The organism is Streptomyces sp. GSL17-111 (assembly GCF_037911585.1).
GTDB lineage: Bacteria > Actinomycetota > Actinomycetes > Streptomycetales > Streptomycetaceae > Streptomyces.
Window position 1 is genome coordinate 421,856 of the sequence record NZ_JBAJNS010000001.1, and the last position, 23,614, is coordinate 445,469.

At 74.1% G+C, this 23,614-nt stretch carries 24 protein-coding genes; 6 read left to right on the forward strand and 18 right to left on the reverse strand.

Annotated elements, in window-relative coordinates; all coding sequences use genetic code 11:
* Positions 1 to 43: 43 nt before the first annotated feature.
* The gene (locus V6D49_RS01980) at positions 44 to 973 is read left to right on the forward strand and encodes a glycosyltransferase family 2 protein (protein ID WP_340556528.1); all 930 of its coding nucleotides are present in this window, start codon (positions 44 to 46) and stop codon (positions 971 to 973) included.
* 39 nt (positions 974 to 1,012) lie between these two features.
* Here the strand turns inward: V6D49_RS01980 and V6D49_RS01985 are convergent, their stop codons facing one another.
* Positions 1,013 to 1,414, reverse strand: a complete 402-nt coding sequence (locus tag V6D49_RS01985; protein ID WP_340556529.1) for a ChaB family protein — start codon at positions 1,412 to 1,414, stop codon at positions 1,013 to 1,015.
* A gap of 254 nt (positions 1,415 to 1,668) precedes the next feature.
* Between V6D49_RS01985 and V6D49_RS01990 the strand changes: the two genes are divergently transcribed.
* Both V6D49_RS01990 and V6D49_RS01995 read left to right on the forward strand, forming a co-directional pair.
* Positions 1,669 to 2,481, forward strand: a complete 813-nt coding sequence (locus tag V6D49_RS01990) for an SAM-dependent methyltransferase (protein WP_340556530.1) — start codon at positions 1,669 to 1,671, stop codon at positions 2,479 to 2,481.
* Positions 2,478 to 4,667 carry a putative bifunctional diguanylate cyclase/phosphodiesterase gene (locus V6D49_RS01995; RefSeq protein WP_445330451.1) on the forward strand — a complete coding sequence of 730 codons (2,190 nt, stop codon included), beginning with the start codon at positions 2,478 to 2,480 and terminating at the stop codon, positions 4,665 to 4,667. The genes V6D49_RS01990 and V6D49_RS01995 overlap by 4 nt, the downstream gene beginning before the upstream one ends.
* A 25-nt stretch (positions 4,668 to 4,692) precedes the next feature.
* Here V6D49_RS01995 and V6D49_RS02000 read toward each other — a convergent pair whose 3' ends face one another.
* The 6 genes from V6D49_RS02000 to V6D49_RS02025 form a co-directional block, all read right to left on the reverse strand.
* A complete protein-coding gene (locus V6D49_RS02000; RefSeq protein WP_340563619.1) occupies positions 4,693 to 5,256 on the reverse strand; it encodes a GAF domain-containing protein in 564 nt (187 codons plus the stop codon).
* The gene (locus V6D49_RS02005) at positions 5,246 to 5,836 is read right to left on the reverse strand and encodes a GTP-binding protein (protein ID WP_340556531.1); all 591 of its coding nucleotides are present in this window, start codon (positions 5,834 to 5,836) and stop codon (positions 5,246 to 5,248) included. Before V6D49_RS02005 ends, V6D49_RS02000 begins: the two co-directional genes overlap by 11 nt.
* Positions 5,814 to 6,209 (reverse strand): DUF742 domain-containing protein, encoded by a 396-nt coding sequence (locus V6D49_RS02010; RefSeq protein ID WP_340556533.1) that lies wholly within the window; start codon positions 6,207 to 6,209, stop codon positions 5,814 to 5,816. The genes V6D49_RS02005 and V6D49_RS02010 overlap by 23 nt, the downstream gene beginning before the upstream one ends.
* A gap of 6 nt (positions 6,210 to 6,215) precedes the next feature.
* Positions 6,216 to 6,632 carry a roadblock/LC7 domain-containing protein gene (locus V6D49_RS02015; RefSeq protein WP_340563622.1) on the reverse strand — a complete coding sequence of 139 codons (417 nt, stop codon included), beginning with the start codon at positions 6,630 to 6,632 and terminating at the stop codon, positions 6,216 to 6,218.
* 45 nt (positions 6,633 to 6,677) lie between these two features.
* Positions 6,678 to 8,414 carry a sensor histidine kinase gene (locus tag V6D49_RS02020; RefSeq protein ID WP_340556534.1) on the reverse strand — a complete coding sequence of 579 codons (1,737 nt, stop codon included), beginning with the start codon at positions 8,412 to 8,414 and terminating at the stop codon, positions 6,678 to 6,680.
* A 211-nt stretch (positions 8,415 to 8,625) separates the two neighbouring features.
* Positions 8,626 to 9,264 carry an alpha-ketoglutarate-dependent dioxygenase AlkB family protein gene (locus V6D49_RS02025; protein ID WP_340556535.1) on the reverse strand — a complete coding sequence of 213 codons (639 nt, stop codon included), beginning with the start codon at positions 9,262 to 9,264 and terminating at the stop codon, positions 8,626 to 8,628.
* A gap of 95 nt (positions 9,265 to 9,359) precedes the next feature.
* On the opposite strand from V6D49_RS02025, the gene V6D49_RS02030 reads away from it, so the two are divergent.
* Entirely contained in the window at positions 9,360 to 10,166 is an 807-nt protein-coding gene (locus tag V6D49_RS02030; protein ID WP_340556536.1) for a tyrosine-protein phosphatase, read from the forward strand.
* Positions 10,167 to 10,245: 79 nt separating this feature from the next.
* Here V6D49_RS02030 and V6D49_RS02035 read toward each other — a convergent pair whose 3' ends face one another.
* The 11 genes from V6D49_RS02035 to V6D49_RS02085 all read right to left on the reverse strand — a co-directional run bounded on the left by V6D49_RS02035 (position 10,246) and on the right by V6D49_RS02085 (position 21,781).
* Entirely contained in the window at positions 10,246 to 11,319 is a 1,074-nt protein-coding gene (locus V6D49_RS02035; protein WP_340556538.1) for a polyprenyl synthetase family protein, read from the reverse strand.
* The gene (hpnE, locus tag V6D49_RS02040; protein WP_340556539.1) at positions 11,316 to 12,803 is read right to left on the reverse strand and encodes a hydroxysqualene dehydroxylase HpnE; all 1,488 of its coding nucleotides are present in this window, start codon (positions 12,801 to 12,803) and stop codon (positions 11,316 to 11,318) included. Before hpnE ends, V6D49_RS02035 begins: the two co-directional genes overlap by 4 nt.
* A complete protein-coding gene (gene hpnD / locus V6D49_RS02045) occupies positions 12,800 to 13,867 on the reverse strand; it encodes a presqualene diphosphate synthase HpnD (protein ID WP_340556541.1) in 1,068 nt (355 codons plus the stop codon). The genes hpnE and hpnD overlap by 4 nt, the downstream gene beginning before the upstream one ends.
* Complete coding sequence (gene hpnC, locus V6D49_RS02050) at positions 13,864 to 14,844, reverse strand: squalene synthase HpnC (protein WP_340556543.1); 981 nt, start codon at positions 14,842 to 14,844, stop codon at positions 13,864 to 13,866. The genes hpnD and hpnC overlap by 4 nt, the downstream gene beginning before the upstream one ends.
* A gap of 212 nt (positions 14,845 to 15,056) precedes the next feature.
* Positions 15,057 to 15,872, reverse strand: coding sequence for an ABC transporter ATP-binding protein (locus V6D49_RS02055; protein WP_340556545.1), 816 nt, complete (start codon positions 15,870 to 15,872; stop codon positions 15,057 to 15,059).
* Entirely contained in the window at positions 15,859 to 16,803 is a 945-nt protein-coding gene (locus tag V6D49_RS02060) for an ABC transporter permease (RefSeq protein ID WP_340556546.1), read from the reverse strand. Before V6D49_RS02060 ends, V6D49_RS02055 begins: the two co-directional genes overlap by 14 nt.
* 63 nt (positions 16,804 to 16,866) lie before the next feature.
* Positions 16,867 to 17,766 (reverse strand): glycosyltransferase family 2 protein, encoded by a 900-nt coding sequence (locus tag V6D49_RS02065; RefSeq protein WP_340556548.1) that lies wholly within the window; start codon positions 17,764 to 17,766, stop codon positions 16,867 to 16,869.
* Positions 17,763 to 18,545, reverse strand: coding sequence for a CDP-alcohol phosphatidyltransferase family protein (locus tag V6D49_RS02070; protein ID WP_340556550.1), 783 nt, complete (start codon positions 18,543 to 18,545; stop codon positions 17,763 to 17,765). Before V6D49_RS02070 ends, V6D49_RS02065 begins: the two co-directional genes overlap by 4 nt.
* Positions 18,523 to 19,584, reverse strand: a complete 1,062-nt coding sequence (locus V6D49_RS02075) for an iron-containing alcohol dehydrogenase family protein (protein ID WP_340556552.1) — start codon at positions 19,582 to 19,584, stop codon at positions 18,523 to 18,525. The genes V6D49_RS02070 and V6D49_RS02075 overlap by 23 nt, the downstream gene beginning before the upstream one ends.
* The gene (locus V6D49_RS02080) at positions 19,572 to 20,321 is read right to left on the reverse strand and encodes a phosphocholine cytidylyltransferase family protein (RefSeq protein WP_340556553.1); all 750 of its coding nucleotides are present in this window, start codon (positions 20,319 to 20,321) and stop codon (positions 19,572 to 19,574) included. The genes V6D49_RS02075 and V6D49_RS02080 overlap by 13 nt, the downstream gene beginning before the upstream one ends.
* Positions 20,318 to 21,781, reverse strand: coding sequence for a DUF5941 domain-containing protein (locus V6D49_RS02085; RefSeq protein ID WP_340556555.1), 1,464 nt, complete (start codon positions 21,779 to 21,781; stop codon positions 20,318 to 20,320). Before V6D49_RS02085 ends, V6D49_RS02080 begins: the two co-directional genes overlap by 4 nt.
* Here V6D49_RS02085 and V6D49_RS02090 point away from each other — a divergent pair.
* Both V6D49_RS02090 and V6D49_RS02095 read left to right on the forward strand, forming a co-directional pair.
* Positions 21,770 to 22,093 (forward strand): hypothetical protein, encoded by a 324-nt coding sequence (locus V6D49_RS02090; protein ID WP_340556556.1) that lies wholly within the window; start codon positions 21,770 to 21,772, stop codon positions 22,091 to 22,093. The two genes, V6D49_RS02085 and V6D49_RS02090, sit on opposite strands and share 12 nt — an antisense overlap.
* 541 nt (positions 22,094 to 22,634) lie before the next feature.
* Entirely contained in the window at positions 22,635 to 23,564 is a 930-nt protein-coding gene (locus tag V6D49_RS02095; RefSeq protein ID WP_340556557.1) for a cation diffusion facilitator family transporter, read from the forward strand.
* Positions 23,565 to 23,614: the final 50 nt, after the last annotated feature.

Consider the following 23,614-nt stretch of genomic DNA (forward strand, 5'->3'; position numbering starts at 1 on the left):
CGGCATCGACATCGACATCGACATCGACATCGAGCGGGGGAGCATGACCATCGAGGACCAGGACGGCGCGGCCCGGCGAGCGGGGGCCAAGGTCTCCGTCGTCGTCATCACGCGCAACCGGCGCGCGTCGCTGCTGCGCACACTGGACCGGATGGCGCGACTGCCGGAGGGCCCACCGGTCCTCGTCACCGACAACGCCTCCACCGACGGCACCCCGGACGCGGTGGCACGGCTCCACCCACGGGTGCGGCTGCTGCGGGCCTCCCGGAACCTCGGCGCCGTCGGGCGGAACCTCGCGATCGAGCACGTCCGCACGCCCTACGTGGCGTTCTGTGACGACGACTCCTGGTGGGCGCCGGGTGCGCTGGCGCGGGCGGTGGAACTGCTGGAGTCGGCCCCCGGCCTCGGGGCCGTCACCGGGCGCATCCTCGTCGAGCCCGCGGGGACGGAGGACCCCATCGTCCGCGAGCTGCGCGAGTCCCCGCTGAGGGGCCCGGACTGGTTGCCCGGCCCCGCGCTCGGCTCCTTCCTGGCCGCCGCCACGGTGCTGCGCACGGACGCCTTCCGGCGGGCCGGCGGGTTCTCACCCCGGCTGTGGCTGGGCGGCGAGGAGGAACTGCTGGCCACCGACCTGATGACCGGCGGCTGGTGGCTGGCCTACGCCCCCGACGTCACCGTCCACCACCAGCCGTCCCCGGCGCGGGACGCCACCGGACGGCGCGTGGTGGGCCTGCGGAACACCCTGTGGTTCGGCTGGCTGCGCCGACCGCTGCCTGCCGCCCTCGACCGGACGCTGCACCTCGCCCGCAGCGTGCCCCGCGACCGGGCCTCGCTGCGGGCGTTCGGCCTGGCGCTGGCGGGGCTGCCGTGGGTGCTGCGGGAGCGGCGGGTGGTGCCGCCGGGGGTGGAGGCGCGGCTGCGGGTCCTGGACCGGGCGCAGCGGCGTTCCGCCGCCCGGCGCTACGTCGGCTGAGCCGGGTGGCCGAGCGCGGGGCGGGCCCCGGGCGGTTCGTCAGGAGCGGGCCCTGCGGGTGCTGGTGCGGTTGGCCTTGCGGATCGCGCTGAGGAGCTCGCCCTTGGTCATGCGCGAGCGGCCGGAGACGTCCAGCCGCTTGGCGACGTCGTACAGGTGGTCCTTGGTCGCGCTCTCGTCGACGCCCTCGCCGCTGCGCCCGCCGGCCCCGCGCGGGCGGGCGGCCTTCGGGTCGGAGGGCCCCTTGCGGCCCTTCTCCTTGCGCTCCCAGTGGTCGCCCACCTTCTCGTAGGTGTGCTTGAGCGCGCTGAACGCGACACGGTGGGCGCGTTCGCCCTCGCCGTACGTCTCCACGGCCGAGTCGTGCGCCTTGATCCACGTGCGGCGGGCGCCCTCGGGTGAGCGGCGCAGGGTCGACGGGAGCTCTTCTCGTGCGGGCACGGTGCGCACCTCCATGGTGGTCCGGCCGGGCGGGTACCCGGCGCCTCCGGCGGGAAACGGCGCGGTCGGGGGACGCACGGGAGGGGAACACGGCGCACATCCGGAGGATTTCACCTCCGCGAACCGGGCATATACCTCAACATCAGGACAGTATCGGGAGGTTGAGTCTCCGTTTCCTTACTCCCACCCACTTCAGGTCAGTAGCCTCATCCCTCGAACGTCAATGCGCCGGCGATCGTGATGAGGAGTCTTTGATGGAACGTCCCTCCTGGGCACCGCAGGGCATCGACCTGTCGATGCCGAGTGTTTCCCGGATCTACGACTACTACCTCGGCGGATCGCACAACTTCGAGGTGGACCGGGAGGCGGCACGGAGGGCGATTGAGGTGTTCCCCGGTCTGCCGAAACTCATGCAGGCGAACCGGGCCTTCATGCGCCGGGCCGTGCGGTACGCCGTGGACCGGGGCATCACCCAGTTCCTGGACATCGGCTCCGGCATACCGACGTTCGGCAACGTGCACGAGGTGGCGTTGGCCGCCACCCCCGAGGCCCGCGTGGTCTACGTCGACAACGACCCCGTGGCCGTCGCGCACAGCCGCGCGGTCCTGGACGGCAACGGGAGGGCCGACATCGTGGCCGCCGACTTCCGTGACCCGCAGGCGGTGCTCACCAGTGAACCGGTGGGCCGGCTGCTCGACCTGGACCGGCCGGTCGCCCTGCTGCTCGTGGCGCTGCTGCACTTCATCAAGGACGAGGAGGAGCCGGGCAAGGCCCTCGCGGAGCTGCGGGACCGGCTGGCGCCCGGTTCGCTGCTCGTCCTCACGCACGCCTCCACCGACGGGGGCCCGCACACGGCCCGGCAGGGGCAGGAGATCTCGGACGTGTACAAACAGGTGGGTTCCCGGCTGATCATGCGCTCGGCCGCCGAGGTGGACCGTTTCTTCGAGGGGTTCGAGCTGGTCGAGCCGGGTCTGGTCGCCATGCCGAACTGGCGTCCGGAAGGGTCGACGGAGCACGAGGACCCGGTGGTCTTCACCGGGTTCGCAGGGGTGGGACGAAAAGCGTGAACACAGCCCCGAAGGACGCGGACGGGCCGGGGGCCGCCCGCCCGCACCGTCCCGGCCCGCACCCCGACGGGCTGCGGCGCTTCGCGACGATCTGGAGCCGTGCCGTCTACCCCACCACGGCCACCTGCATGACGCGCGCGGAGTTCGAGGAACACCTCGTTCCGCTGGCGGAGTTGCTGAGCACCACCCTGCACGCCCGGCCGTTCGACCCGGTACCGGCCCGCGCGGTCGGGCAGGAGCTGGTCGCGGCGCACTGCACCGCACCGGAGTCGCTCCCGCAGATCCTCGGTGTCGTCGACGCCTACCTGCTGCTCTACTGCTCCGACCCCGACCGGCTGCCCGCCGAGGAGGGCCGGGCCCGCTGCGCGCGCCTCCAGCACGCCGTCGCGGCGGGGTTCGCACGCGCCCTCCAGGAGCGCACCCGCGCGGAGCAGGAGGCCCTCTCCCGGGCGGCGCTGAAGGCCCAGTCGGAGATCGAACGGGCCCTCCACGAGAGCGAGACGCGGTTCCGGGCCGTCTTCGAGGGCGCCACCATCGGCATCGGGATCGGTACCCTGGACGGCCGCGTGATCGAGGTGAACAGCGCCCTCACCCGCATGTTCGGGGGCAACGAGGAGCTCGTGCGGGACCGCCGCATCACCAGCTGGGTCCACCCCGACGACGGGCCCACGGTGTGGCGCATGTACGACGAGCTGGTGCGCGGCGAACGCGACCACTTCCGGGCGGAGAAGCCTTACCACCGGCCCGACGGCACGGTGCTGTGGACCCACCTGACGGTGTCGCTCCTGCGCGATCCGGACGGCACCCCGCGCCTCATGCTGGCGCTGATGGAGGACATCACCGAGCGCAGGCTCCTGCACCTGCGGCTGCGCTACGAGGCCACCCACGACGCGCTGACGGACCTGCCGAACCGCACGCTGTTCTTCGAGCGGTTGGAGCAGACCCTCGCCCGGGAGGGCGACGCGGCCCGTTTCGGCCTGTGCTACCTGGACCTGGACGGCTTCAAGACCGTCAACGACAGCCTCGGCCACGCCGTGGGCGACCAGTTGCTCGTCGCCGTCGCCGAGCGGCTGCAGAACTGCGTGAAGGGCCCGGGCCAGCTCGTGGCACGGATCGGCGGGGACGAGTTCGTCGCCCTCATCAACGACCCGCACTCCACCCGGGACATCACCGATCTCGCCGAGCGCGCGCTGGAGGCGCTGTCCACACCCGTGCTGGTGGACGGCCGCGAGCTGCCGGTGCGAACCAGCATCGGCATCGTGGAGGGGCCGGCCGGCGAACGGACGGCGGCCGAGGTGCTGCGCAGCGCGGACATCACGATGTACCGCGCGAAGGCCCAGGGCGGCAACCGCTACGAGCTGGCCGACCCCGACTCCGACGCCCGGGTCATCAGCCGTCACAGCCTCACCAACCGGCTGCCCGCCGCGCTCGAGGGACACGAGTTCTTCATCGAGTACCAGCCGCTGGTGCGGATGTGCGACGGCGGTGTGGAGGGCGCCGAGGCGCTGGTGCGCTGGGAACACCCCCGGCACGGCGTGCTCGGCCCGGACCGGTTCATCCCGCTGGCCGAACACACCGGGCTCATCGTGCCGCTGGGCCGCTGGGTGCTGGAGGAGGCCGTGCGCCAGGCCTGCGAGTGGCAGGTGCGGGGCATCGGCGGCGCGCGCCCGCTGCGCGTCAACGTCAACCTCTCGCCGCGTCAGCTCAGCCACCCCGACCTGGTGTCGGAGACGGTCGCGGTGCTGGAGAACGCCGGGCTGCCGCCGGAGTCGCTGTGCCTGGAGGTCACGGAGTCGGCGATGATCCGGGCGGACGACGCCGAGCTCAAACCGCTGCGCCAGCTGGCCGAACTGGGCGTCGGCATCGCCCTGGACGACTTCGGCACCGGCTACTCGAACCTGGCCAGCCTGCGCAGGCTGCCCGCCAGCACGCTGAAGCTGGACCGGTCCTTCACCCGGGGTCTCCAGCAGCACCCGGCCGACCCGGTCGACCTCAAGATCGTGGAGGGCATCGTCTCGCTGGCGCACGTGCTGGACCTCTCGGTGACCGTGGAGGGCGTGGAGACGGCGGCGCAGGCCGCCCACCTGCGGGAGCTGGGCTGCGACTCGGCCCAGGGGTGGTACTACGCGCGCCCCGGGCCGCCCGAGCGGGTCACGGTCCCCCTGCCGCTGGCCGCCGCGCAGTGACGCCGGGGCCGGCCCGTGCCGCCGGTCAGCGGGTGTCCGCGCGGCGCTGGAGCCGCTCGGCGAGTTCGGCGGCCATGGTCTTGATGGTCTCCAGGCCCGGCCGCCCCCAGGGCCGGGGCTCGCGGTCGACGACGCAGACCGTGCCGAGGGCCGTCCCGGTCCGGTCGATCACGGGAGCGCCGAGGTAGGAGCGGACCCCGATCTCGTCGACGACCGGGTTCCCGGCGAAGCGCGGGTAGTCGCAGACGTCTTCCAGCACCAGGGCCTTGCGGCGCACGATCACGTGCGGGCAGTACCCCTGGTCCCGCGTCATCGTGCGGCCGACGCGGGAGTCGGGCGCTGCCTCGCCCCGCTCCTCCGCCCGGTCGGACGCGGGCGTGTACAGACCGGCGAAGTACTGGCGCTGCCGGTCGATGAAGTTGACCATGGCGTACGGGGCGGCCGTCCGCCGGGCGAGCTCGCGGGCGAACGCGTCGAGCTCCGGTACGGGGGAGTCGCCCAGCCCGAGCTCCCGCAACCGCACGGCCCGCGCGGGCGCCTCGTCGTCCCGCGGCGTGAGCAGCAGGTGCGTGGTCGGGTCATACGACATCGGGGGCATGGGCACTCCTGGTGGCGAGCAGATGCGTGACGAGGGTGACGAGGACCTGGGTGACGGAGGCGGCGTGACGCGCGTCGCAGCACATGACCGGTACCTCCGGGCCGAGATCGAGGGCGGCGCGGACCTCCTCCGGCGGATAGCGGTGGGCTCCGTCGAACTCGTTGACGGCGACGACGAAGCCGAGGCCCCGCCGTTCGAAGAAGTCCACGGCCGAGAAGCAGTCGTGCAGCCTGCGGGTGTCCGCGAGGACGACCGCGCCGAGCGCCCCGGCACTCAGCTCGTCCCACAGGAACCAGAAGCGTTCCTGCCCGGGGGTGCCGAAGAGGTAGAGCACGTGCCGCGTCCCGAGCGTGATGCGGCCGAAGTCCATGGCGACGGTGGTCGTGCGCTTGGTCTCGACGCCCGCCAGGTCGTCGAGACCCTCTCCGGCCTCGGTGAGGAGCTCCTCGGTGCTGAGCGGTTCGATCTCGCTGACGGCGCCGACGAACGTCGTCTTGCCGACGCCGAAGCCACCGGCGACGAGGATCTTCAGCGACTCGGGAAAGACGTCACAGGCGGGTTCGGAGTCCATGCAGCACTGCCTCCAGCAGATCGCGGTCGGTGCGTCCCCGGCCGTGCCCGTAGGGCGCCGGAGCCCGGGCGGTGACGGCCCCGCAGTCCAGCAGGTCGGACAGCAGCACCTTGGTGACCACCGCCGGCAGCCGGATGTGCGCGGCGATCTCGGCCACCGGCGTCGGCCCGGCGCACAGCCGCAGGACCCGGGCGTGCTCGGGGCCGAGCACACCCGGGTGGTGCGCCGCCCCCGCGCCGCGTCCCGTGGCCATGACGAGGGTCAGCAGGTCGAAGGCGGACGAGGGCCGGGTCCGTCCCCCGCAGACGGTGTACGGGCGCACCAGGCGCCCCGCCGCGCCGTCCGGCCGGGTGTGCGTCTCCGGAGCGGACACGGCGGCTCAGCGTCCCGTCCGCTGCCGCGCGGGCGTGGCCAGGAAGGGGCGGACGCTCTTGACGAGCATGGCCGTCTCGTAGCCGAGGACGGCGGCGTCGGCCTTCCGCTCCGCCAGCACCGCGAGGCAGGCACCCTGACCGGCGGTGGAGACGAACAGCAGCGAGGTGTCCAGTTCCACGAGCACCTGCCGCACCTCGCCTCCCCCGCCGAACCGCACGCCCGCGCTGCGGCCGAGCGCGTACAGGCCGGACGCCAGGGCGGCGAGGTGGTCGGCGACGTCCGCCTCTAGGCCGTGCGCGGCCTTCACCAGGCCGTCGGCCGAGAGCAGCAGGGCGCTGCGGGTGTGCGGTACGCGCTGGACGAGGCCGGCCAGCAGCCAGGACAGGTCGGTGGGGGGCCCGGCGGGCGCTTCGCTCACCATGAGGGGGTTCGTCTCCTTGGGCATGACGGCGGGGATGCGGGCGGCTCAGCGGAGGCCGTCGGGGAAGAGGTCGGGGACGTCGAGGGGGTGGACCGGACGCGGGGTCGGCTGGTCCTCGGCGAGGCCGGTGCCCCGGCGGAAGGCCGCGATGAGGCCGGGGTCGGGCTCGGGCTCGGCGCCGTCGTGCTCCCGGGGGGCCTGCGGCGGGTCGCGCAGTTCGGGCACCAGGTGCTCCTGGCGACGGCGGCGCGGGAGCAGCGGACGGTCCTGCGGGTGCGGGTACGGCCCGCCCGAGGCGAACGGGGGCGCGGGCGCCGCCCGTGGCGCGGGGACGTCGAGCACCGGGGCCCCGTGCGGGGCCGGTGGCCGTGGGACGTTCCCGGGCAGCGCGGGCGGCGCCGAGGGGGCGTAGCCGTCCGGTGCGGGCAGGGAGTCGGGGGCGTCCGGCGGGAAGCCGTCCAGCTGGAGGCCGTCCGCCTCCGCCCCGTCGTCCGCCGGGTCGCCCAGGAGCGTCTTCGGGAGGACGAGCACCGCCTGCACGCCGCCGTAGATGTTGCTCTGGAGCCGGACGGCGATGCCGTGCCGCCGGGCGAGCTGCGAGACGACGAACAGGCCGATGCGGCCGTCCTGGAGCAGCTCGGAGACGTTGAGCCGCCGTGGGTCGGCGAGGAGGGCGTTCATCCGGGCGAGCTCGGCGCCCGTCATGCCGAGGCCGCGGTCCTCGACCTCCACCGCGAGCCCGGCCGTGACGTACTGGGCCCGCAGGGAGACGGAGGTCCGGGGCGAGGAGAAGACCGTGGCGTTCTCGACCAGTTCGGCGAGCAGGTGGATGACGTCGGCCACGGCGTGGCCGCGCACGGTGCCCTGCACGGGCGGCAGCAGTTTGACGCGTGGGTACTGCTCGACCTCCGCGATGGCGGAGCGGAGCACCTCGGTGGCCGTGACCGGCCGCGTCCACTGGCGGCGGGAGACGGCTCCGCCGAGCACGGCCAGGTTCTCCGCGTGCCGCCGCACCCGGGTCGCGAGGTGGTCGACCTGGAAGAGGCCCTTCAGCAGATCCGGGTCCTCGACGTCGTTCTCCAGCTCGTCGAGCAGTTCGATCTCCCGGTGCACGAGGGACTGCAGGCGGCGGGCCAGGTTGACGAACACCTCGACCTTCTCCCGGCCGTCCACCTCTCCCCCGCGCGTCAGCAACGCGGCCTCGACGACCGCCGCCTCGGCGGTGCGCTGCGCCAGCGTGCACTCGTGGGCCAGCAGGCCGAAGGCGTCCCCCTCGGGCTCGGGGACGAGCGGAAGGTCCGGCCGGGCCGGTCGCTCGCCCCGCTCCAGCCGGGCCAGGAGCGTGCGCAGCGCCTCCTGGTTGCGGACGGCCTCCCGACGCAGGGCGGCGTAGCGCGCGGTGGTGGAGCGCGCCTGCGTCCAGGCCGCGTACGCGCCGCCCATGACGATCGCGCAGCACAGCACGGTCGCCGTGGCGAGTACCGCCCCCACGGTGCCGCTGCCCGGTTCCGGTCCGGTGAGGACGGCCCCCGCCCGCAGCAGCCAGCCGACCAGGGCGGCGGCGACGACGGCGGTGAGCCCGGCGGGGAGGACCGCCAGGCGCAGCAGGCGACGCGCCTCGGGGCCGTCCGTACCGCTGCCGTGCCGTGTGCCGGGGCCGGGCGGCGGTGCGGTGTCCTCGGCGGACGCACGGTGCGGTGGGCGGGGCACCGGTTCGGCGAACAGATCGGAAGAGGAGATTCCTCTTCCGATCTCCGTCACACGGCTGGGGGGTTCGGGCATCGCGGTCCTTAGCGGTCGGGGTGGTTCCGGTCCCGGCGGGGAGAGCGGCACCCGCCGGTGAGCGGCGGGCCTCACGCTAGTGGGCCCCACCTGCCGGAAAGGGCCCGGTCAGCGGATTCGCCACCCCTCGCCAACCCCGAACGGGTGAGAACGTCGTGCGGGCGTTCGGGCCCGCCGGAAGCGGGTTCAGGTCGCGGCGGGGGCGCCCGTCTCAGCGCTGCCGCACCGTGACGTTGACCCGGCCCCGCAGGCCCAGGTCGGGCGGAGCGGTACCCGGACGGGTGCGCGGCACCCCGTGGTAGGCCAGCCGGGCCGGGCCGCCGAACACGAAGGCGTCGCCGCAGGCCAGTTCCACGTCCGTCCAGGGACGGCCGCGCCCCTCGGGACGGCCGAACCGGAAGACGCAGGTGTCGCCGAGGCTGAAGGAGACCACCGGCGCCGGGGACCGCTCGTCGCTGTCCCGGTGCATGCCCATCCGCGCGGACGCGTCGTAGAAGTTGACGAGCGCGACGTCGTAGGCCGCCGTCTCCGGACGTCCGTAGGCCTCGCCGACCGCCTCCCGGGCCCACTCCCCCAGCCACTCCGGGAACGGCTTGACGGGCGCACCGTCGCCGTCCACGACCGTGCGGGCGTAGCCGTAGGGGTACCAGTGCCAGCCGAGGCTGAGCTGCCGCACCGACATCCGCCCGCCGCGCGGCATCCGGACCGTCCGCAGCCCGGCCGGCGGCCGCGCCCACTCCCGGCACGCCGCCAGCAGCTCGCGCTGCGCCTCCCGGCCCAGCAGACCGGGCAGGTGGACGGCCCCCGGGGCGATCTCGGCGGCGGGGCGCGGGAAGAGCTCACCGGTCACCCGTCCAGCCTAGGCGTACGTGGTCTGACCTGCCGGTAACCCGGTGCCGTATCGTCGGACGAGCCGCCCCCCCCTGCCAGCCGTTAGGAGCGCCTGTGACGTCCGAAGCCCTTGAGCCCGTCCTCGCCGGTGTACGCAATTTCCGCGACCTCGGCGGCCTGCCGACCACGGACGGCCGCCGGGTGCGGCACGGCATGCTGTACCGCAGCGGTCACCTCGCGCGGGCCACCGAGGAGGACGCCGCGTTCCTGAGCGGGCTCGGACTGCACACCGTCTACGACTTCCGCAACGAGGCCGACCAGGCGCTGGACGGCCTCGACGTGGCCCTGCCGGGCGTGCGGAACGTGAACATACCCCTGAGCGACCCCGCGCACGGCGCGGAGTTCTGGCAGCTCGTGCGGGACGGCGCGGTGGAGCGGCTGCGCGAGGAGCTGGCCGGCGGCCGGGCGGTGGTGCGGATGCAGGAGTCCTACCGGGACATCGTGCTCAACCGGACGGCCGAGCACCGCCGCGTCCTGAGCGACCTGGCGGCGGGCAGCGTGCCGGTGCTCGTGCACTGCGCCGCCGGGAAGGACCGCGCGGGCCTGTCCGTCGCGATCACCCTGCTGGCGCTGGGCGTCGAGCAGGAGGCCATCGAGGCGGACTACCTCCTGTCCAACGACCCGCACCGGCGCTACAAGGTGCACCGGGGGGACGCGGACCGCGAGGAGGGCGAACGGCGCGGCATCGACCCCGAGGTGCGGGAGCTGCTCGCACCGTTCTTCGACGCCCGCCCGGCCTACCTCGCCGCCGCCTACGCGGCGATCGCCGAGCACTGGGGCGACGTGGACACCTATCTCAGCACCGGGTTGGGCATCGACGACACGGCGCGCGGGCGCCTGCGCGAGCACTTCCTGGAGTGAGGCCGGGGCTCGGAGCTCGGCCGGAGACGCGCCGGACCCGGGGCCCGGCGGGCCCGGGTCCGGCGCAGCGGTCAGGCGGTCAGCGGCGGCGCTCCACGACGAAGTCCGCCAGGTCGGTGAACTGGGCCCGGACACCGGAGGGCATGTCGACGCCGTCCAGCGCACGGACGGCCACCTCGTGCCGGCGCCGGGCCTCCGCCTCGGTCCAGGACCGGCCCCCGGCCTCCTCGATCAGCGCGGCCCGCGTCGCGAACTCCGCCTCGTCGAAGTCCTCGAACTCCGCCGCGCTCTTCTTGGCGTCGGCCGCCAGCAGCTCGCCGAGCCGCTCCGCCGCCGGGCCGCCCGCGGCCAGTGCCGCCACCACCGGCAGGGACTTCTTGCGCTGGCGCAGGTCGCTCCAGGTGAGCTTGCCCGTCGACTGGGGGTCGCCCCAGATGCCGAGCACGTCGTCGACGGCCTGGAAGGCCAGGCCCAGGTGGTGCCCGTAGGCGTGCAGCGCGTCGGCGGCGGCCTCGTCCGCTCCGCCGAGGACGGCGCCGATCGAGGCGGAGCAGGCCAGCAGGGCGCCCGTCTTGTTGCCCTCCATCTCCAGGCACTCGGCGACGTCGACCCGCTCGCGGTGCTCGAAGGAGATGTCCTGCGCCTGGCCGTCGATCAGCGCACGGGTGGCGGCGGTGAGGCGGCGGGTGGCGCGGGCGGCCTCGGGGGTGCCCAGTTCGAGCAGTATCTCGCCCGCGAGGGCGAAGAGTGCGTCGCCGACGAGGATGGCCTGCGCGGGCCCGTGGACCTTCCAGACGGTGTCACGGTGGCGGCGCTGCTCGTCACCGTCCATGAGGTCGTCGTGCAGCAGCGAGAAGTTGTGCACCAGCTCCACCGCGACGGCGCCGGGGACGCCCGTCTCCGGCGCGGCGCCGGCGGCTTCGGCGGAGAGCAGGGCCAGGGCGGGCCGGACGGCCTTGCCGCCGTCACCGTCGGCCGGACGGCCCTCGGCGTCGATCCAGCCGAAGTGGTAGGCGGCGACGGTGTCCATGGGAGAGGCGAGGCGGGCCACGGCCGAGCGCAGCTCGGCCTGCGGCAGTGTGCGGCCACGGTGGAGCAGTGCGGTCACCCCCGCGGTGTCGATGCCAGCGCTAGCCGGTTGCACCGGGTTCACAAGGTCTCCTTAGCGTTCAGCGGTCGTACTGACGCCGACCCCCGGGGGGCGTCGCCGTGCGGCTGCCCGAGGCGTGCCAGAGCCTCGCGCGCAGCGGTCCGGCCGCTGCGTACCGCGCTTTCCATGGTCGCGGGCCACCCGGTGGCGCACCATGCGCCCGCAAGGTATACACCCGGCGCACTGGTGTGCGTGGCGGGCCGCAGGCGCTCGACGCCCGGCGTCGGGGCGAAGGTGGCGTTCCGCTCGCGGGTGACGAAGAAGTCCCGCACCCGCGCGCCGCGCGCGGCGGGCAGCAGGCGCGCCAGTTCCGGCAGGTAGCGCCGGCGCAGGACGGCGACGGGCTCGTCGATCTCCTCCTGCGCGGCCGACTGGGACAGCGCAAGGTACTGCCCGGCCCCCGCCGGCAGGCCGGACGCCTCGGTGCGGTCGAAGACCCACTGGACGGGACTGCCCAGCGCGGCGAGGAGGGGGCGGTGCAGCACCGTCCGGTCGTAGACGACGTGGACGTTGAGGATGGGGGCCGTCCCGATCCGTCCCAGCCGCCCGGGGTCGGCCAGCGCGCCCGGCGGGAGCAGCGCGGCGGCCTGGCCCTGGGGCACGGCCAGGACCAGCGTGCCGGCCGATGGCGGGGCGTCCGTCCGCCCGCCGCGCGCGGTCAGCGGCTGCCAGCCGCCGTCCTCGGCCGGGCCGGCGCCCAGCTCCGCGACCCGGACGCCGGTGCGCACGCGGACCCCGGCCCGCTCCAGGGCCCGGCGGGCGAGTGTGTCGTGCACGTGGCCGAGCGGGACCCGGGCCCAGCCGAGGTCGGCGGCGCCGGGCGCGGTGAGCAGGCCGGTCCGGAAGACCATCGCGGCCAGCGCGAGGGAGACGTCCTCGGCCCGGGCGTTGAGCGTGGCCACCCCGACCAGGTCCCACAGCGCCGCGATGCTGCGGTCGGACTGGCCGTGGCGGCGCAGCCAGCCGCCGAAGTCCACGGCGTCCAGGGCGGGGTCGGCCGGGTCCAGGCCGCGCAGGGCGAGCGCGGCGCGGGCGGCGGCCAGGCGCTCGGAGGGGCGCAGGTGGGGGTAGGTGGCCAGCGCCGTGGCCAGGTGCAGCGGCACCGGGGCGGCCGTGCGGCGGATGCGGCCCAGCCGGGGCCGGGGGCGGCCGACGTCCAGCACCGGGATGTCCAGCCGCCGCTGCAGGGGGGCGAGCCCGCGCGCGCCGATCCGGTCGAGGAAGGCCAGGTAGGCGGTGCAGCACCGCAGGTGGACGTGTTGTCCGTTGTCGACGCTCAGCTCCCCCGCCGGGGAGGAGCGCGCGAAGGAGAAGGCCAGTCCGCCCAGCCGGGGGCGCGACTCGAGCAGGGTGACCGCGAGCCCCGCGTCGGCCAGGTCGAGCGCCGCGGTGATCCCGGCGAGGCCGCCACCGACGACGGTGGCGCGCCCCTCGGTCCCCGGTCGTCCCGGGGCGCCCTGGGCGGGCGGAGCGGCCGGGCGCGTCACCCGGCGCTCCTGCGCAGCTCCCGCCGCACGCGCCGGCCCACGACGAGTCCGTCGACGCCGGAGAGCCCGCGCACGACCGTCAGCGCCTTGTGCCCGGCCGGGACGCTGACCCGGCCCCGGAGCACGGCCGCCGGGTCGGCCTCGATGCGGTCCAGGAGCTTGCGGTAGATGCCCGCCATCGCGGCGACGCAGGCACCCGAGCGCCGGTCGAGCATCGGCAGCAGCCGGTACCCCTCGGTGAACAGCTCGCGGGCCCGGCGGGCCTGGTGGTGGACGAGCCCGGCGAGGTCGGCGCCCGGCGGCGGGGTGGCGGTGCGGAAGGCGCCCACGCAGCCGAAGGCGACCAGCTCCTCGTACGGCAGGTAACTGCGGCCGAACGCGGCGTCCTCGCGCAGGTCCCGCAGGATGTTGGTGAGCTGGAGCGCGAGGCCGAGGGTGTTGGCGTAACGCTCGGCCCGCTCCGCCTCGGGGGCGCCGGGGCGCGTCCCGAAGACGCCGAGGGAGAGCCGTCCCACGGCCCCGGCGACGCAGCGGCAGTAGTCGCGCAGGTCGTCCCAGGTGCGGTAGGTGCGTTCCTCGACGTCCATGAGCACGCCGTCGACGACCTCGTCGAAGGCGTCCAGCGGGATGGGGTAGCGGCGGGCGGCGTCGGCCAGCGCGACGGCCACCGGGTCGGTGTCGTCCTCGGCGACGTCCCCGTCGCGGACGCGGGCGAGCAGGGTCCGGGTGCCGGCCAACCGGGAGGTCTTGGTGTCCGCGTCCAGTTCGCCGTCGCCGATGTCGTCCACGCGGCGGGCGAGGGCGTAGAGGGCCGACATGGCGCGCCGCTGCGACGGGGGCAGCAGCCGGATGCCGAACGCGAAGTTGCGCGCCTGCTGGACGGTGACGGCCTCGCAGTAGCCGTAGGCGGCGAGCACCGCGGGCGACGCGGCGGGGGCGTCGTCTCCGGGGTCTCCGGGGTCTCCGGGGTTGCCGGCGTCTCCGGGGGCTCCGGGCTTCCCGGCGGACCCGGTGTCTCCGGCGGACCGGGAGTGCGTCGTGTCGGACGTGGGCGTTGGCGTCATCGTGGGCTTCCTCGCCGGGCGGCCGCCAGGACCGCCGTCATCTCGCGCAGCAGGGTGAGGCGGCCGGCCCTCGGAGGTCCGGCCAGGACGTCGTGGTGGGCGGCGGCGATCGCGTGCAGCGCGGCCCGGCCGCCGCCGGTGAAACCGGCGAGCAGGAGGCGCAGCCGTCCGGAGACGCTGCCGACCAGCGGCACGCCCTCGTCCAGGAGTACGCGGGAACGTTCCGCCTCGAACGCGACGAGGGTGCGCACGGCGGCCGAGGCGCTGGGCGCGGCCAGGTCGCGCTCACGCACCCCGAACCGGTCCATGTCCTCGGCCGGGAGGTAGACGCGGCCCTGTCCGAAGTCCTCGGCGACGTCCTGGAGGTGCTCGACGACCTGGAGGGCGGTGCACACGGCGTCGGACCGGCGGACGCGCTCGGGGCTGGTGGTGCCGGTGACGGCGAGCACCAGGTGGCCCACGGGGTTGGCGGACAGCTCGCAGTAGGCCAGCAGGTCGTCCCAGGTGGCGTAGGTCCGGCGGTGCTGGTCGAGCCGGTTGGCCTCGATGAGGGCGAGGAACGGTCCGGGCGTGAGGCCGTGGCGGCGGACGGCGGGCCGCAGGGCGCGCAGCAGCGGGTGCCGGGGCGGCTCCGCGTCACCGGGCGCTGCCGCTGCGGCGCAGACCCGCCGCACGTCGGCCTCGACCGCGTCGAGCAGGGCCGTGCGGTCCTCCGCGTGCTCGGGTGCGACGCCCAGCCACCGGGCGTCGTCGCCACCGGGGGTCAGGTCGCCGTCGCCGATGTCGTCGACGAGCCGGGCGTAGCCGTAGACGGCCATGAGGTCGTCGCGCCAGGCCGCGGGGAGGAAGCGGGGCGCCACGGGGAAGTTCTCCCGGGCCGCCTTGGCCAGCGTCCCCGCCGTGGCGTCGCGGTGCGTACCACCGGGCGGATGGTCGCCGTCGGCGGTGCGCGGGGCCGCCGGGTCCTGCGCCGTCATCACGGACTCCCCGTCGCCATCGCCGTCACGTCTCCGTTTCTCACCCGACATCAAGATAATCGTCATATCGGACACGCCATATTGGTGCACGACTCCGATCACCATATGTTGTATGTCGGCCTCCGCCGCACAGGCCCCGCCACCTGGCTGACGGCACGCGTCGAGACCCCCGCCCGCAGGACGGGGGTCTCTACGCCACCACGCACCGGCGGCTACTTGCCCGTGAACTCCTCGTACGCCTTCAGGACCGTCTCCGTGGGACCGTCCATGCGCAGTTCGCCCTTCTCCAGCCACAGCACCCGGTCGCAGGTGTCCCGGATGGACTTGTTGTTGTGGCTGACGAGGAAGACCGTGCCGGCCTCCCTGCGCAGCTCGCGGATGCGGGCCTCGGAGCGCTTCTGGAACTTCTTGTCACCGGTCGCGAGCGCCTCGTCGATCATGAGGACGTCGTGCCGCTTGGCCGCCGCGATGGAGAACCGGAGCCGGGCGGCCATGCCGGAGGAGTAGGTGCGCATCGGCAGGGTGATGAAGTCGCCCTTCTCGTTGATGCCGGAGAAGTCGACGATCTCCTCGTACCGCTCCCGCACCTCCTCGCGCGACATGCCCATCGCCAGCCCGCCGAGCACGACGTTGCGCTCGCCGGTCAGGTCGTTGAGCAGCGCCGCGTTGACGCCGAGCAGGGACGGCTGCCCGTCGGTGTAGACCTTGCCGCTCTCCACCGGCAGCAGCCCGGCGATGGCCCGCAGCAGCGTGGACTTCCCCGAGCCGTTCGAGCCGATCAGGCCGATGGCCTCGCCCCGGTAGGCGGTGAAGCTCACGCCCTTGACGGCGTGCACCTCGCGCACCCGGCCACTGGGCCTGCGGCGCACGATGCGGTTCAGGGCGGCGGTGGCGCTCCCCCGGCCGCCGCCCGCGCCGTAGACCCGGTAGACGATGTGGACGTCGTCGGCGATGACCGTCGGTCGGCGCCCGTCGCCCGCCGCAGGTCCCACCGTGTCCGTCGGACGTGTCGTTTCAGCCACGGCCATACCGCTCCTCGGCCTTCCAGAAGTAGACGAAGCCCAGCACACCGGCGAACAGGGCCCACCCGAGCGCGAGCAGCCACGGGAAGGGCGCCAGATCTGCGTAGGTGTAGTCGTCGATCAGCGCGAAGCGCATGAGGTCCATGAAGACCGCCGCCGGGTTGGCGGCGGCGACGTCGGCCGCCCAGGTGGGCAGCGAGGCCCGCTCGGTCATCATGTGCTGGAGGGGGAACATCACGCCCGAGGCGTACATCCACGTCCGCAGCACGAACGGCATGAGCTGGGCCAGGTCCGGGGTGTGGCTGCCGAGACGGGCCATGATCATGGCCACTCCGCTGTTGAAGACGAACTGCAGCACCAGGATGGGCAGCACCAGCAGCCAGGACCACGCCGGGACCTGCCCGAAGGCGAGCAGCACCACGAACATCACGATCATCGCGTACATCAGCTGCTGGAGCTGCTGCAGCGCGAAGGAGATCGGCAGCGAGGCACGGGGGAAGTGCAGGGCCCGCACCAGTCCGACGTTCCCGGAGATCGCCCGCACCCCGGAGAGCACCGACTGCTGGGTGAAGGTGAAGACGAAGACGCCGATCACCAGGAACGGGATGTAGTTCTCGCCTCCGCCGGGGACGCCTCCCCTGGCGTCCAGCAGGATCCCGAAGATGAAGAAGTACACCAGGGCGTTGAGCAGCGGGGTGGCGACCTGCCACAGCTGCCCGAGCTTGGCCTGGCTGTACTGGGCCTGGAGCTTGGCCCGGGAGAAGGCGCCGATGAAGTGCCTCCGCGCCCACAGCTGCCGCACGTAGGCGGGCAGCGACGGCCGGGCGCCGCTGACCGTCAGGCCGTACTTGGCCGCCAGCTGGGCCGGGGTCAGCCCGTCATCCGGGGAGGGGGGTGCGTTCACGACGACCGCACGATCGTGCGCTGACTCGCTCACGGGGAAACTTTCGTCCTCTTGTGTGGAGGGGTCGGGAGCTGAATGTTCTCAGACCCGAACTTGTCAGATGACGGGAGGTCGCCCCAGCCGGGTCATGCGCCACACCGTACGCCAGCGCATGGGGCGGCGGGGACCGCACGGCGTCGCCCAGCCCTCGCGGAAACCGCCCAGCCAGGCGCGCAGCGCGGCCTTCGAGGGCCGCCGGGCGAGCGTCAGCAGCACCCACACCCCCAGGTAGACGGGGATGAGGGCGGCGGGCAGCAGCCGCCGGGCCAGCCAGACCCGGTTGCGGGCCACCATGCGGTGGTAGACCGCGTGCCGGCTGGGCTGCGTCGTGGGGTGGTGCAGGACGCAGTCCGCGCGGTAGGCGATGTCCCAGCCGGCGTCCAGGGCCCGCCAGGCCAGGTCCGTCTCCTCGTGGGCGTAGAAGAAGTCGCCGGGCAGGGCCCCGACCTCCTGGACGACGGCGGTCCGCACCGCGCTCGCCCCGCCGAGGAAGGTGGTGACGGGCGAGGAGCGCAGGGGGTCGGCCGCGCGCAGCCGGGGCACGTGCCGCCGCTGGGTGACGCCGGTCTCCGGGTCGGCGATGCGGAAGCTGATGATCCCCAGACGGGCGTCGGCGGTGAACGCCTCCCGGCACCGCTCGGCGGTGTCGGTCAGCGGCAGGAGCCCGTCGTCGTCGAGGAAGAGGATGGCGTCCACGTTCCGCCCGCCGGGGCCGAAGGCCTCGATCCCGGCGTTCCGGCCGCCGGGGATGCCCAGGTTCTCCGGCAGTTCGACGGTGCGCAGCCCGCCGGGGAGGTCGGGCAGCTCGGGGAGCGGCGCCCCGTTGCCGACGACGACGACCTCCACCGGCTCGCCCTCCTGGCGGGCCACGGACTCCAGCAGGGCGCGCAGCTCCTCGGGGCGGTTGCCCATGGTGAGGACGACCGCCCCGAGGGCGAAGCGCGCGGAGCCGCTCATCGCAGCCTGCTGGAGGCCAGGACCGACACCAGGTGCAGCACGGTCTGGAGCACCGCGACGGCGGCGAGCACGGCCACGCCCAGCCGGGTCCAGAACAGCCCGCCGACGGCGAAGTCGACCAGGGCGACCAGCAGGATGAACAGCGACGCCTCGACGCCGCCGACCAGCCGGTGGAACTTCAGCGCCGCCGCCGCGCGACGGGCGACGGCCAGCCCGGAGGAGCGCGGGACGGCCGCCGCGTCCTGGACGGCGGGCAGGCCGCTGCGGGCCCGCGCGACGTCCACCAGATCGGTCTCCGCCTTGATCAGGATGGCGCCGAGCGCGGCCATGCCGCCCAGGAACGCCCACATCCAGTTCGCCTCGCCGTCGGTGCCGAACAGGTCCGCCGCGCGCAGGCCGAACCCCGTCAGCAGGGCCGCCTCGGCGAGGTAGTGGCCGACCCGGTCGAGGTAGACGCCGGTGACGGACGTCTGCTTGCGCCAGCGGGCGATCTCCCCGTCCACGCAGTCCAGCAGCAGGTACAGCTGGACCAGGAGGGCGGCGAGGACCGCGCCCGTCAGTCCGGGGATCAGCAGCGCCGCGCCGGCGAGCACCCCGGCGACCACCATCAGGTAGGTGAGCTGGTTCGGGGTGATCCTGGTGTTCACCAGGTACCGGTCGCACCGCAGGGAGATCTCCCGCATGTACAGGCGTCCGGCCCAGTGCTCACCGCTGCGCCGGTCCTTGACCCCCTCGGGGTGCACGACCGGGCGGAGTTCAGCTACCGATGGCTTTGGCATAGTCGGCGTACGCGTCCCTGATCTGGTCGGTGGACAGGTCGAGGTGCTCCAGGATCGTGTAGCGCCCCGGACGGGTCTGCGGAGCGAACTCCACGACCTTCACGAACTCCTCCACGGAGAACCCGATGTCGGCGGGCAGGACGGGCTGGCCGTGCCGGCGCAGCACCTGCGCCATGAGCCCGCACTCCTCCCCGGCCCCGCGCAGGTGCATGGCGAAGGCGGCGCCGAGGCCGCACTGCTCGCCGTGGCTCGCGGCGCGCTTGGGGTAGAGCAGGTCGAAGGCGTGGTTGATCTCGTGGCACGCCCCGGACGCCGGACGGCTGTCGCCCGCCACGGACATGGAGATGCCGGTGAGGACCAGGCCCTCGGCCAGGACCGTCAGGAAGCCGTCGTCGTCGATGTCGCCGGGGTGCCGCAGGACGGCCTGGCCGGCCTGTCGCGCCATGGCGGCGGCCAGCCCGTCGACCTTCTCCCCGGTCACCCGGTGGGAGAGCTCCCAGTCGGCGACGGCGGAGATGTTGGAGACGGCGTCCCCGATGCCGGAGCGCACGAAGCGCGGCGGCGCCTGCCGGACGACGTCGAGGTCGATCACGACGGCGATGGGGTTCGGCACCCCGTAGGATCCGCGGCCGGCGTCGTTGTCCAGGGTCGCGACGGGCGAGCACAGGCCGTCGTGCGACAGGTTCGTCGCGACGGCCACGAGCGGCAGCCCGACCCGCGCGGCGGCGAACTTCGCACAGTCGATGATCTTGCCGCCGCCCAGGCCGACGACGGCGTCGTAGTGGCCGGACTTCATGGCGTCGGCGAGCTTGATCGCGTCGTCCAGGGTGCCGCCGCCGACCTCGTACCAGGTGGCGCCGGGCAGCGCCGGCGCGAGCCGCTCGCGCAGCGCCGCGCCCGAGCCGCCGCTGATGGCCACGGCGAGCTTCCCGGAGGCGGAGATGCGCTCGTCGGCCAGGACGCAGGCCAGGTCGTTCAGCGCCCCGGGCCGGATGTCGACGACGACCGGCGAGGGGATCAGCCGGGTCAGTACTGGCACGCGATCTCCCGACCCTTGGCGAGGTCCTCGTGGTTGTCGATCTCGACCCACCTGACGTCGCCGATGGGCTCGACGTCGACGACGTGGCCGCGGTTGACCAGCTCCTGGTAGCCGTCCTCGTAGTAGAGGTCCGGGTCGCGCTCGAAGGTCGCCTTGAGCGCGTCGGCCAGGTCGGCGGCCGCCTCGCCCTCGATCAGGGTGACGCCGATGTACTCGCCGGTCGCCGAGGCGGGGTCCATCAGCTTGGTGATCTTCGCGACGCCGCCGTTCTCGCCGGTGACGACCTTCATCTCCTCGTCGGCGAGCTGCTTGACGGTGTCCAGGGCGAGGATGATCCGGCCCTTGCCGCGCGCGGCCAGCAGCGTCTTCTCCACCGAGACGGGGTGGACGGTGTCACCGTTGGCGAGGATCACGCCCTGCTTGATGACGTCGCGGGCGCACCACAGGGAGTAGGCGTTGTTCCACTCCTCGGCCTTGTCGTTGTCGATGAGCGTCAGCTTGAGGCCGTACTTCTCCTCGAGCGCCGCCTTGCGCTCGTACACGGCCTCCTTGCGGTAGCCGACGACGATGGCGACCTCGGTCAGGCCCACCTCGGCGAAGTTGCCCAGGGTCAGGTCGAGCACGGTGGTCGCCTCGGCCTCCCCCTCGGGACCGACGGGCACCAGGGCCTTGGGGAGGGTGTCGGTGTAGGGACGCAGACGCCGTCCGGCGCCGGCGGCCAGCACAAGGCCGATCATGCGGGTACTCCTGATTCGTCGTGTAGTGCGGGTGCCGTGGAGGACACCCAGAAGCGGATGCTCTCCGCGAGCACCGCGAGCGCGACGGCCCCAGCGAGGACCGTGAGCGCGACGGGGAAGCTGGCCCCCGTGGACCACAGGGCGGCGGCGAGTGCGACGGCCAGCGTCCGGCCCTCGTGCCCCCCGACCGCACGCACGAGCAGCAGGGGCGGAGCCCCGGCCGCGCCGCGGATGCGGTACACCGTGTCGTAGTGATGGTAGGCGACGGCCGCCACCAGCCCGAAAGCCGCGGGCAACGCTCCGTTCACCTCGGACCGCGCGGCCAGGAGCAGCACGGTGCCGTACTCGGCCGTCCGGAACAGCGGCGGGACCAGCCAGTCGAGGCGGCCCGTGAGCGGACGCGCGACCGCCGCGCCCGCCAGCAGCGCGTAGCCGCCCGCCGCGAGCACGGGCCACCAGCTGCCGACCGGCGCCACCAGAGCGGTGCCGAGCACCAGGGCGGCGCCCGCCCCGGCCGCCGCGAGGGCGGGCAACGGGAGCGGCAGCCGGGCGGCGAGGGCCGCCAGCGGTCCGGTGTCGGCCAGGTCGGCCAGGGCCCGCGCGGCCTGCGGGGTGCGCCGCGCGCGCCGCGTCACCGAGCGCAGCACCCGGCCTGCGGTGGTGTAGCAGCCGGCGAACAGGCAGGCGACGATGAGGACGGTGAGGGTGAGGCGCGGCGTCGTCAGGGCGGTCAGGACGGCGATCAGCGCCCAGCGTTCCCCGATGGGCAGGACGACCATGCGCCGTGCCCACACCGTCCAGCCGACCCGGTCCAGGCGGCCGGAGAGCGCGGCGGCGGGGCTCGCGGGGGCCGCGGCGCCCGCCTGCCCGCCGTCGGGTGCGGACGCGGACGTGGGCTGGTAGTGGTCCCCCTCGCTGAACGAGAAGTCCACCACGTGCCGCACGGTCTGCACGACCATCGCGCCGAGCGCGAGCCCCCACACGTCGTCCCCGCCGCGGGCGGCGCCCAGGGCCAGGCCCGCGTAGAAGGCGTACTCCTTGGCCCGGTCGAACGTGGCGTCCAGCCAGGCCCCGAGGGTGGAGTAGCGCAGCGCGTAGCGGGCGAGCTGCCCGTCGGCGCAGTCGAGGACGAAGGACGCGAGGAGCAGCGCCCCGGCCGCGACGAAGCCGGGCCGGGTGCCGGTGGCCGCGCACCCCGCCGCGACGAGCGCGGTCAGCAGGGAGAGGGTGGTGACCTGGTTCGGCGTCATGCCGCGCCGGGCGCACCAGCGCGCCACGTACCGCGAGTACGGGCTGACGCAGAAGGTGGTGAAGAAGCCGTCGCGGGACTTCACGGCCGAGCGCAGCCGCACCTCCTCCTCGTCGACGGCCCCGGTGCGCTCGCGGGCGGCGGCCAGTTCGGCGTCGTCGGCGGGGACGGTGGCGACCAGGACGCCCAGCTCGGGGCGGTGGACGGGCACGCCGTCGGCCTCCAGCAGCTCGGCGGCGCGGTCCGGCAGGGACGGGCCGCCCGGCACGGCCGTCTCCAGCGCGCGGAGCAGCCGCGCCCGGGCGGCGGGCTGCGCGGTGACGGCGCCGGGGAGCGCCGCGAGGGGGTGACGCGGGTCGGTCAGGCCGAGCCGCAGGCTGTGCGGGTGCCCGGTGAAGCGGTGGTCGACGACGGCGACCCGCTCGTGCGCCGGGACGTCGGCCAGCCACGCGAGGACGTCGGCGGGCCCGGAGGCGGTACGTACGGTGAACCCGAGGGAGCCCAGGTCCGCCGCCAGCGGTGAGCCGACGGTCGGCTGACCGGTGAGGATGGCGGTCGACAGACGAACTCACTCCCTTGTCAGCGGTCCCCGTCCGGGGAGGTCCGGCCCTTTCCGGACGACGGCAGGGCAGCGCACAGGGGCGCGCCATCGCCCGTTCGGGGGGCAGCGCCTCGCCAGAGGCTATCCGATCGCCGGAAGCTGCTGTTCACCACGGATTCACCCGACCGGACTTGCCGCCGTGACGTGCCACGCCCCCGGCGCCGGCCTCCGCGCCCCGGCCCGCACCCGGGGCCCGGCGGTGCGGGCCCCGAACGGCGGCCCCGGACGGCACCGCCGCCCGGCCGACGCCTGTGGCCGGTGTGCGGGCTCGGCGCGGCGACGGGCACGGGAACACACCTCGGCGCGGCGACGAAAGCCCAGCTCAGCGCACATGACAACGGGTTTCAGCGCCGCGTTGCACATACCCCCCGTCCGTAGTTCACTGGACGACCGTGGGCGGCGGAACGATCGCCCTCTGCGCGGCGCGGCCGCGTACACGGTGCGCGTGGGAGGCGGAGGTCACATGGGTGCGGGGCACCAGCACGGCGGTCCACCACCGGAGGGAACCGCGTCCACGGCCTACCGGGGGAGGCTGCTGACGGCGCTGCTGATCGCCGTGGCCCTGCTCGGGGTCCAGCTCGTCGGCGCGTGGCTGACGGGCTCGCTGGCCCTGCTGGCCGACGCCGGTCACGTGGCGACGGACGCGACGGGTATCGCGGTGGCGCTGGCCGCCATCCACTTCGCGAACCGGCCGGCGTCCGGCCGCCGCACCTTCGGGTTCGCGCGGGTGGAGATCCTGGCGGCCCTGTTCAACTGCCTGCTGCTGCTCGGAGTGGGCGGCTACATCCTCGTGGAGGCCGTGGAGCGGTTCCAGGACCCGGCGGACGTGCCGGGCGGGACGACCGTCGTCATCGGCCTCGTCGGCCTGGCGCTGAACTGCGTCTCCCTGAGTCTGCTGATGCGCGGGCAGAAGGAGAGCCTCAACGTCCGGGGGGCCTTCCTGGAGGTCCTCGCGGACACGTTGGGCTCCCTGGCCGTCGTGGTGGCGGCCGTCGTGATCATCGTCACCGGCTGGACCCGGGCCGACGTGGTCGCCTCTCTGGTCATCGCACTGATGATCGTGCCGCGCACGGTCAAGCTGGCGCGTGAGGCGCTGGACGTCCTCCTGGAGGCGGCTCCGAAGGACGTCGACCTGGACGAGGTGCGCCGGCACATCCTCGCCGTCGACGGGGTCGAGGCGCTGCACGACCTGCACGTGTGGACGATCACCTCGGGCATGCCCGTCCTCTCCGTCCACGTGGTGGTGGACGAGGTCGTGCTGGACACCGAGGGGAACGAACGCGTCCTGCACGATCTGCGCGACTGCCTGGGCACCCACTTCGACGTGGAACACTGCACGTTCCAACTCGAACCGCACGGCCACGCCGAACACGAGGCGAAAGTCTGCCACTGATCCGCTGAGCCGCCACTGAGACGGATGACGTGCGGGGGCGCGGTCCCGTC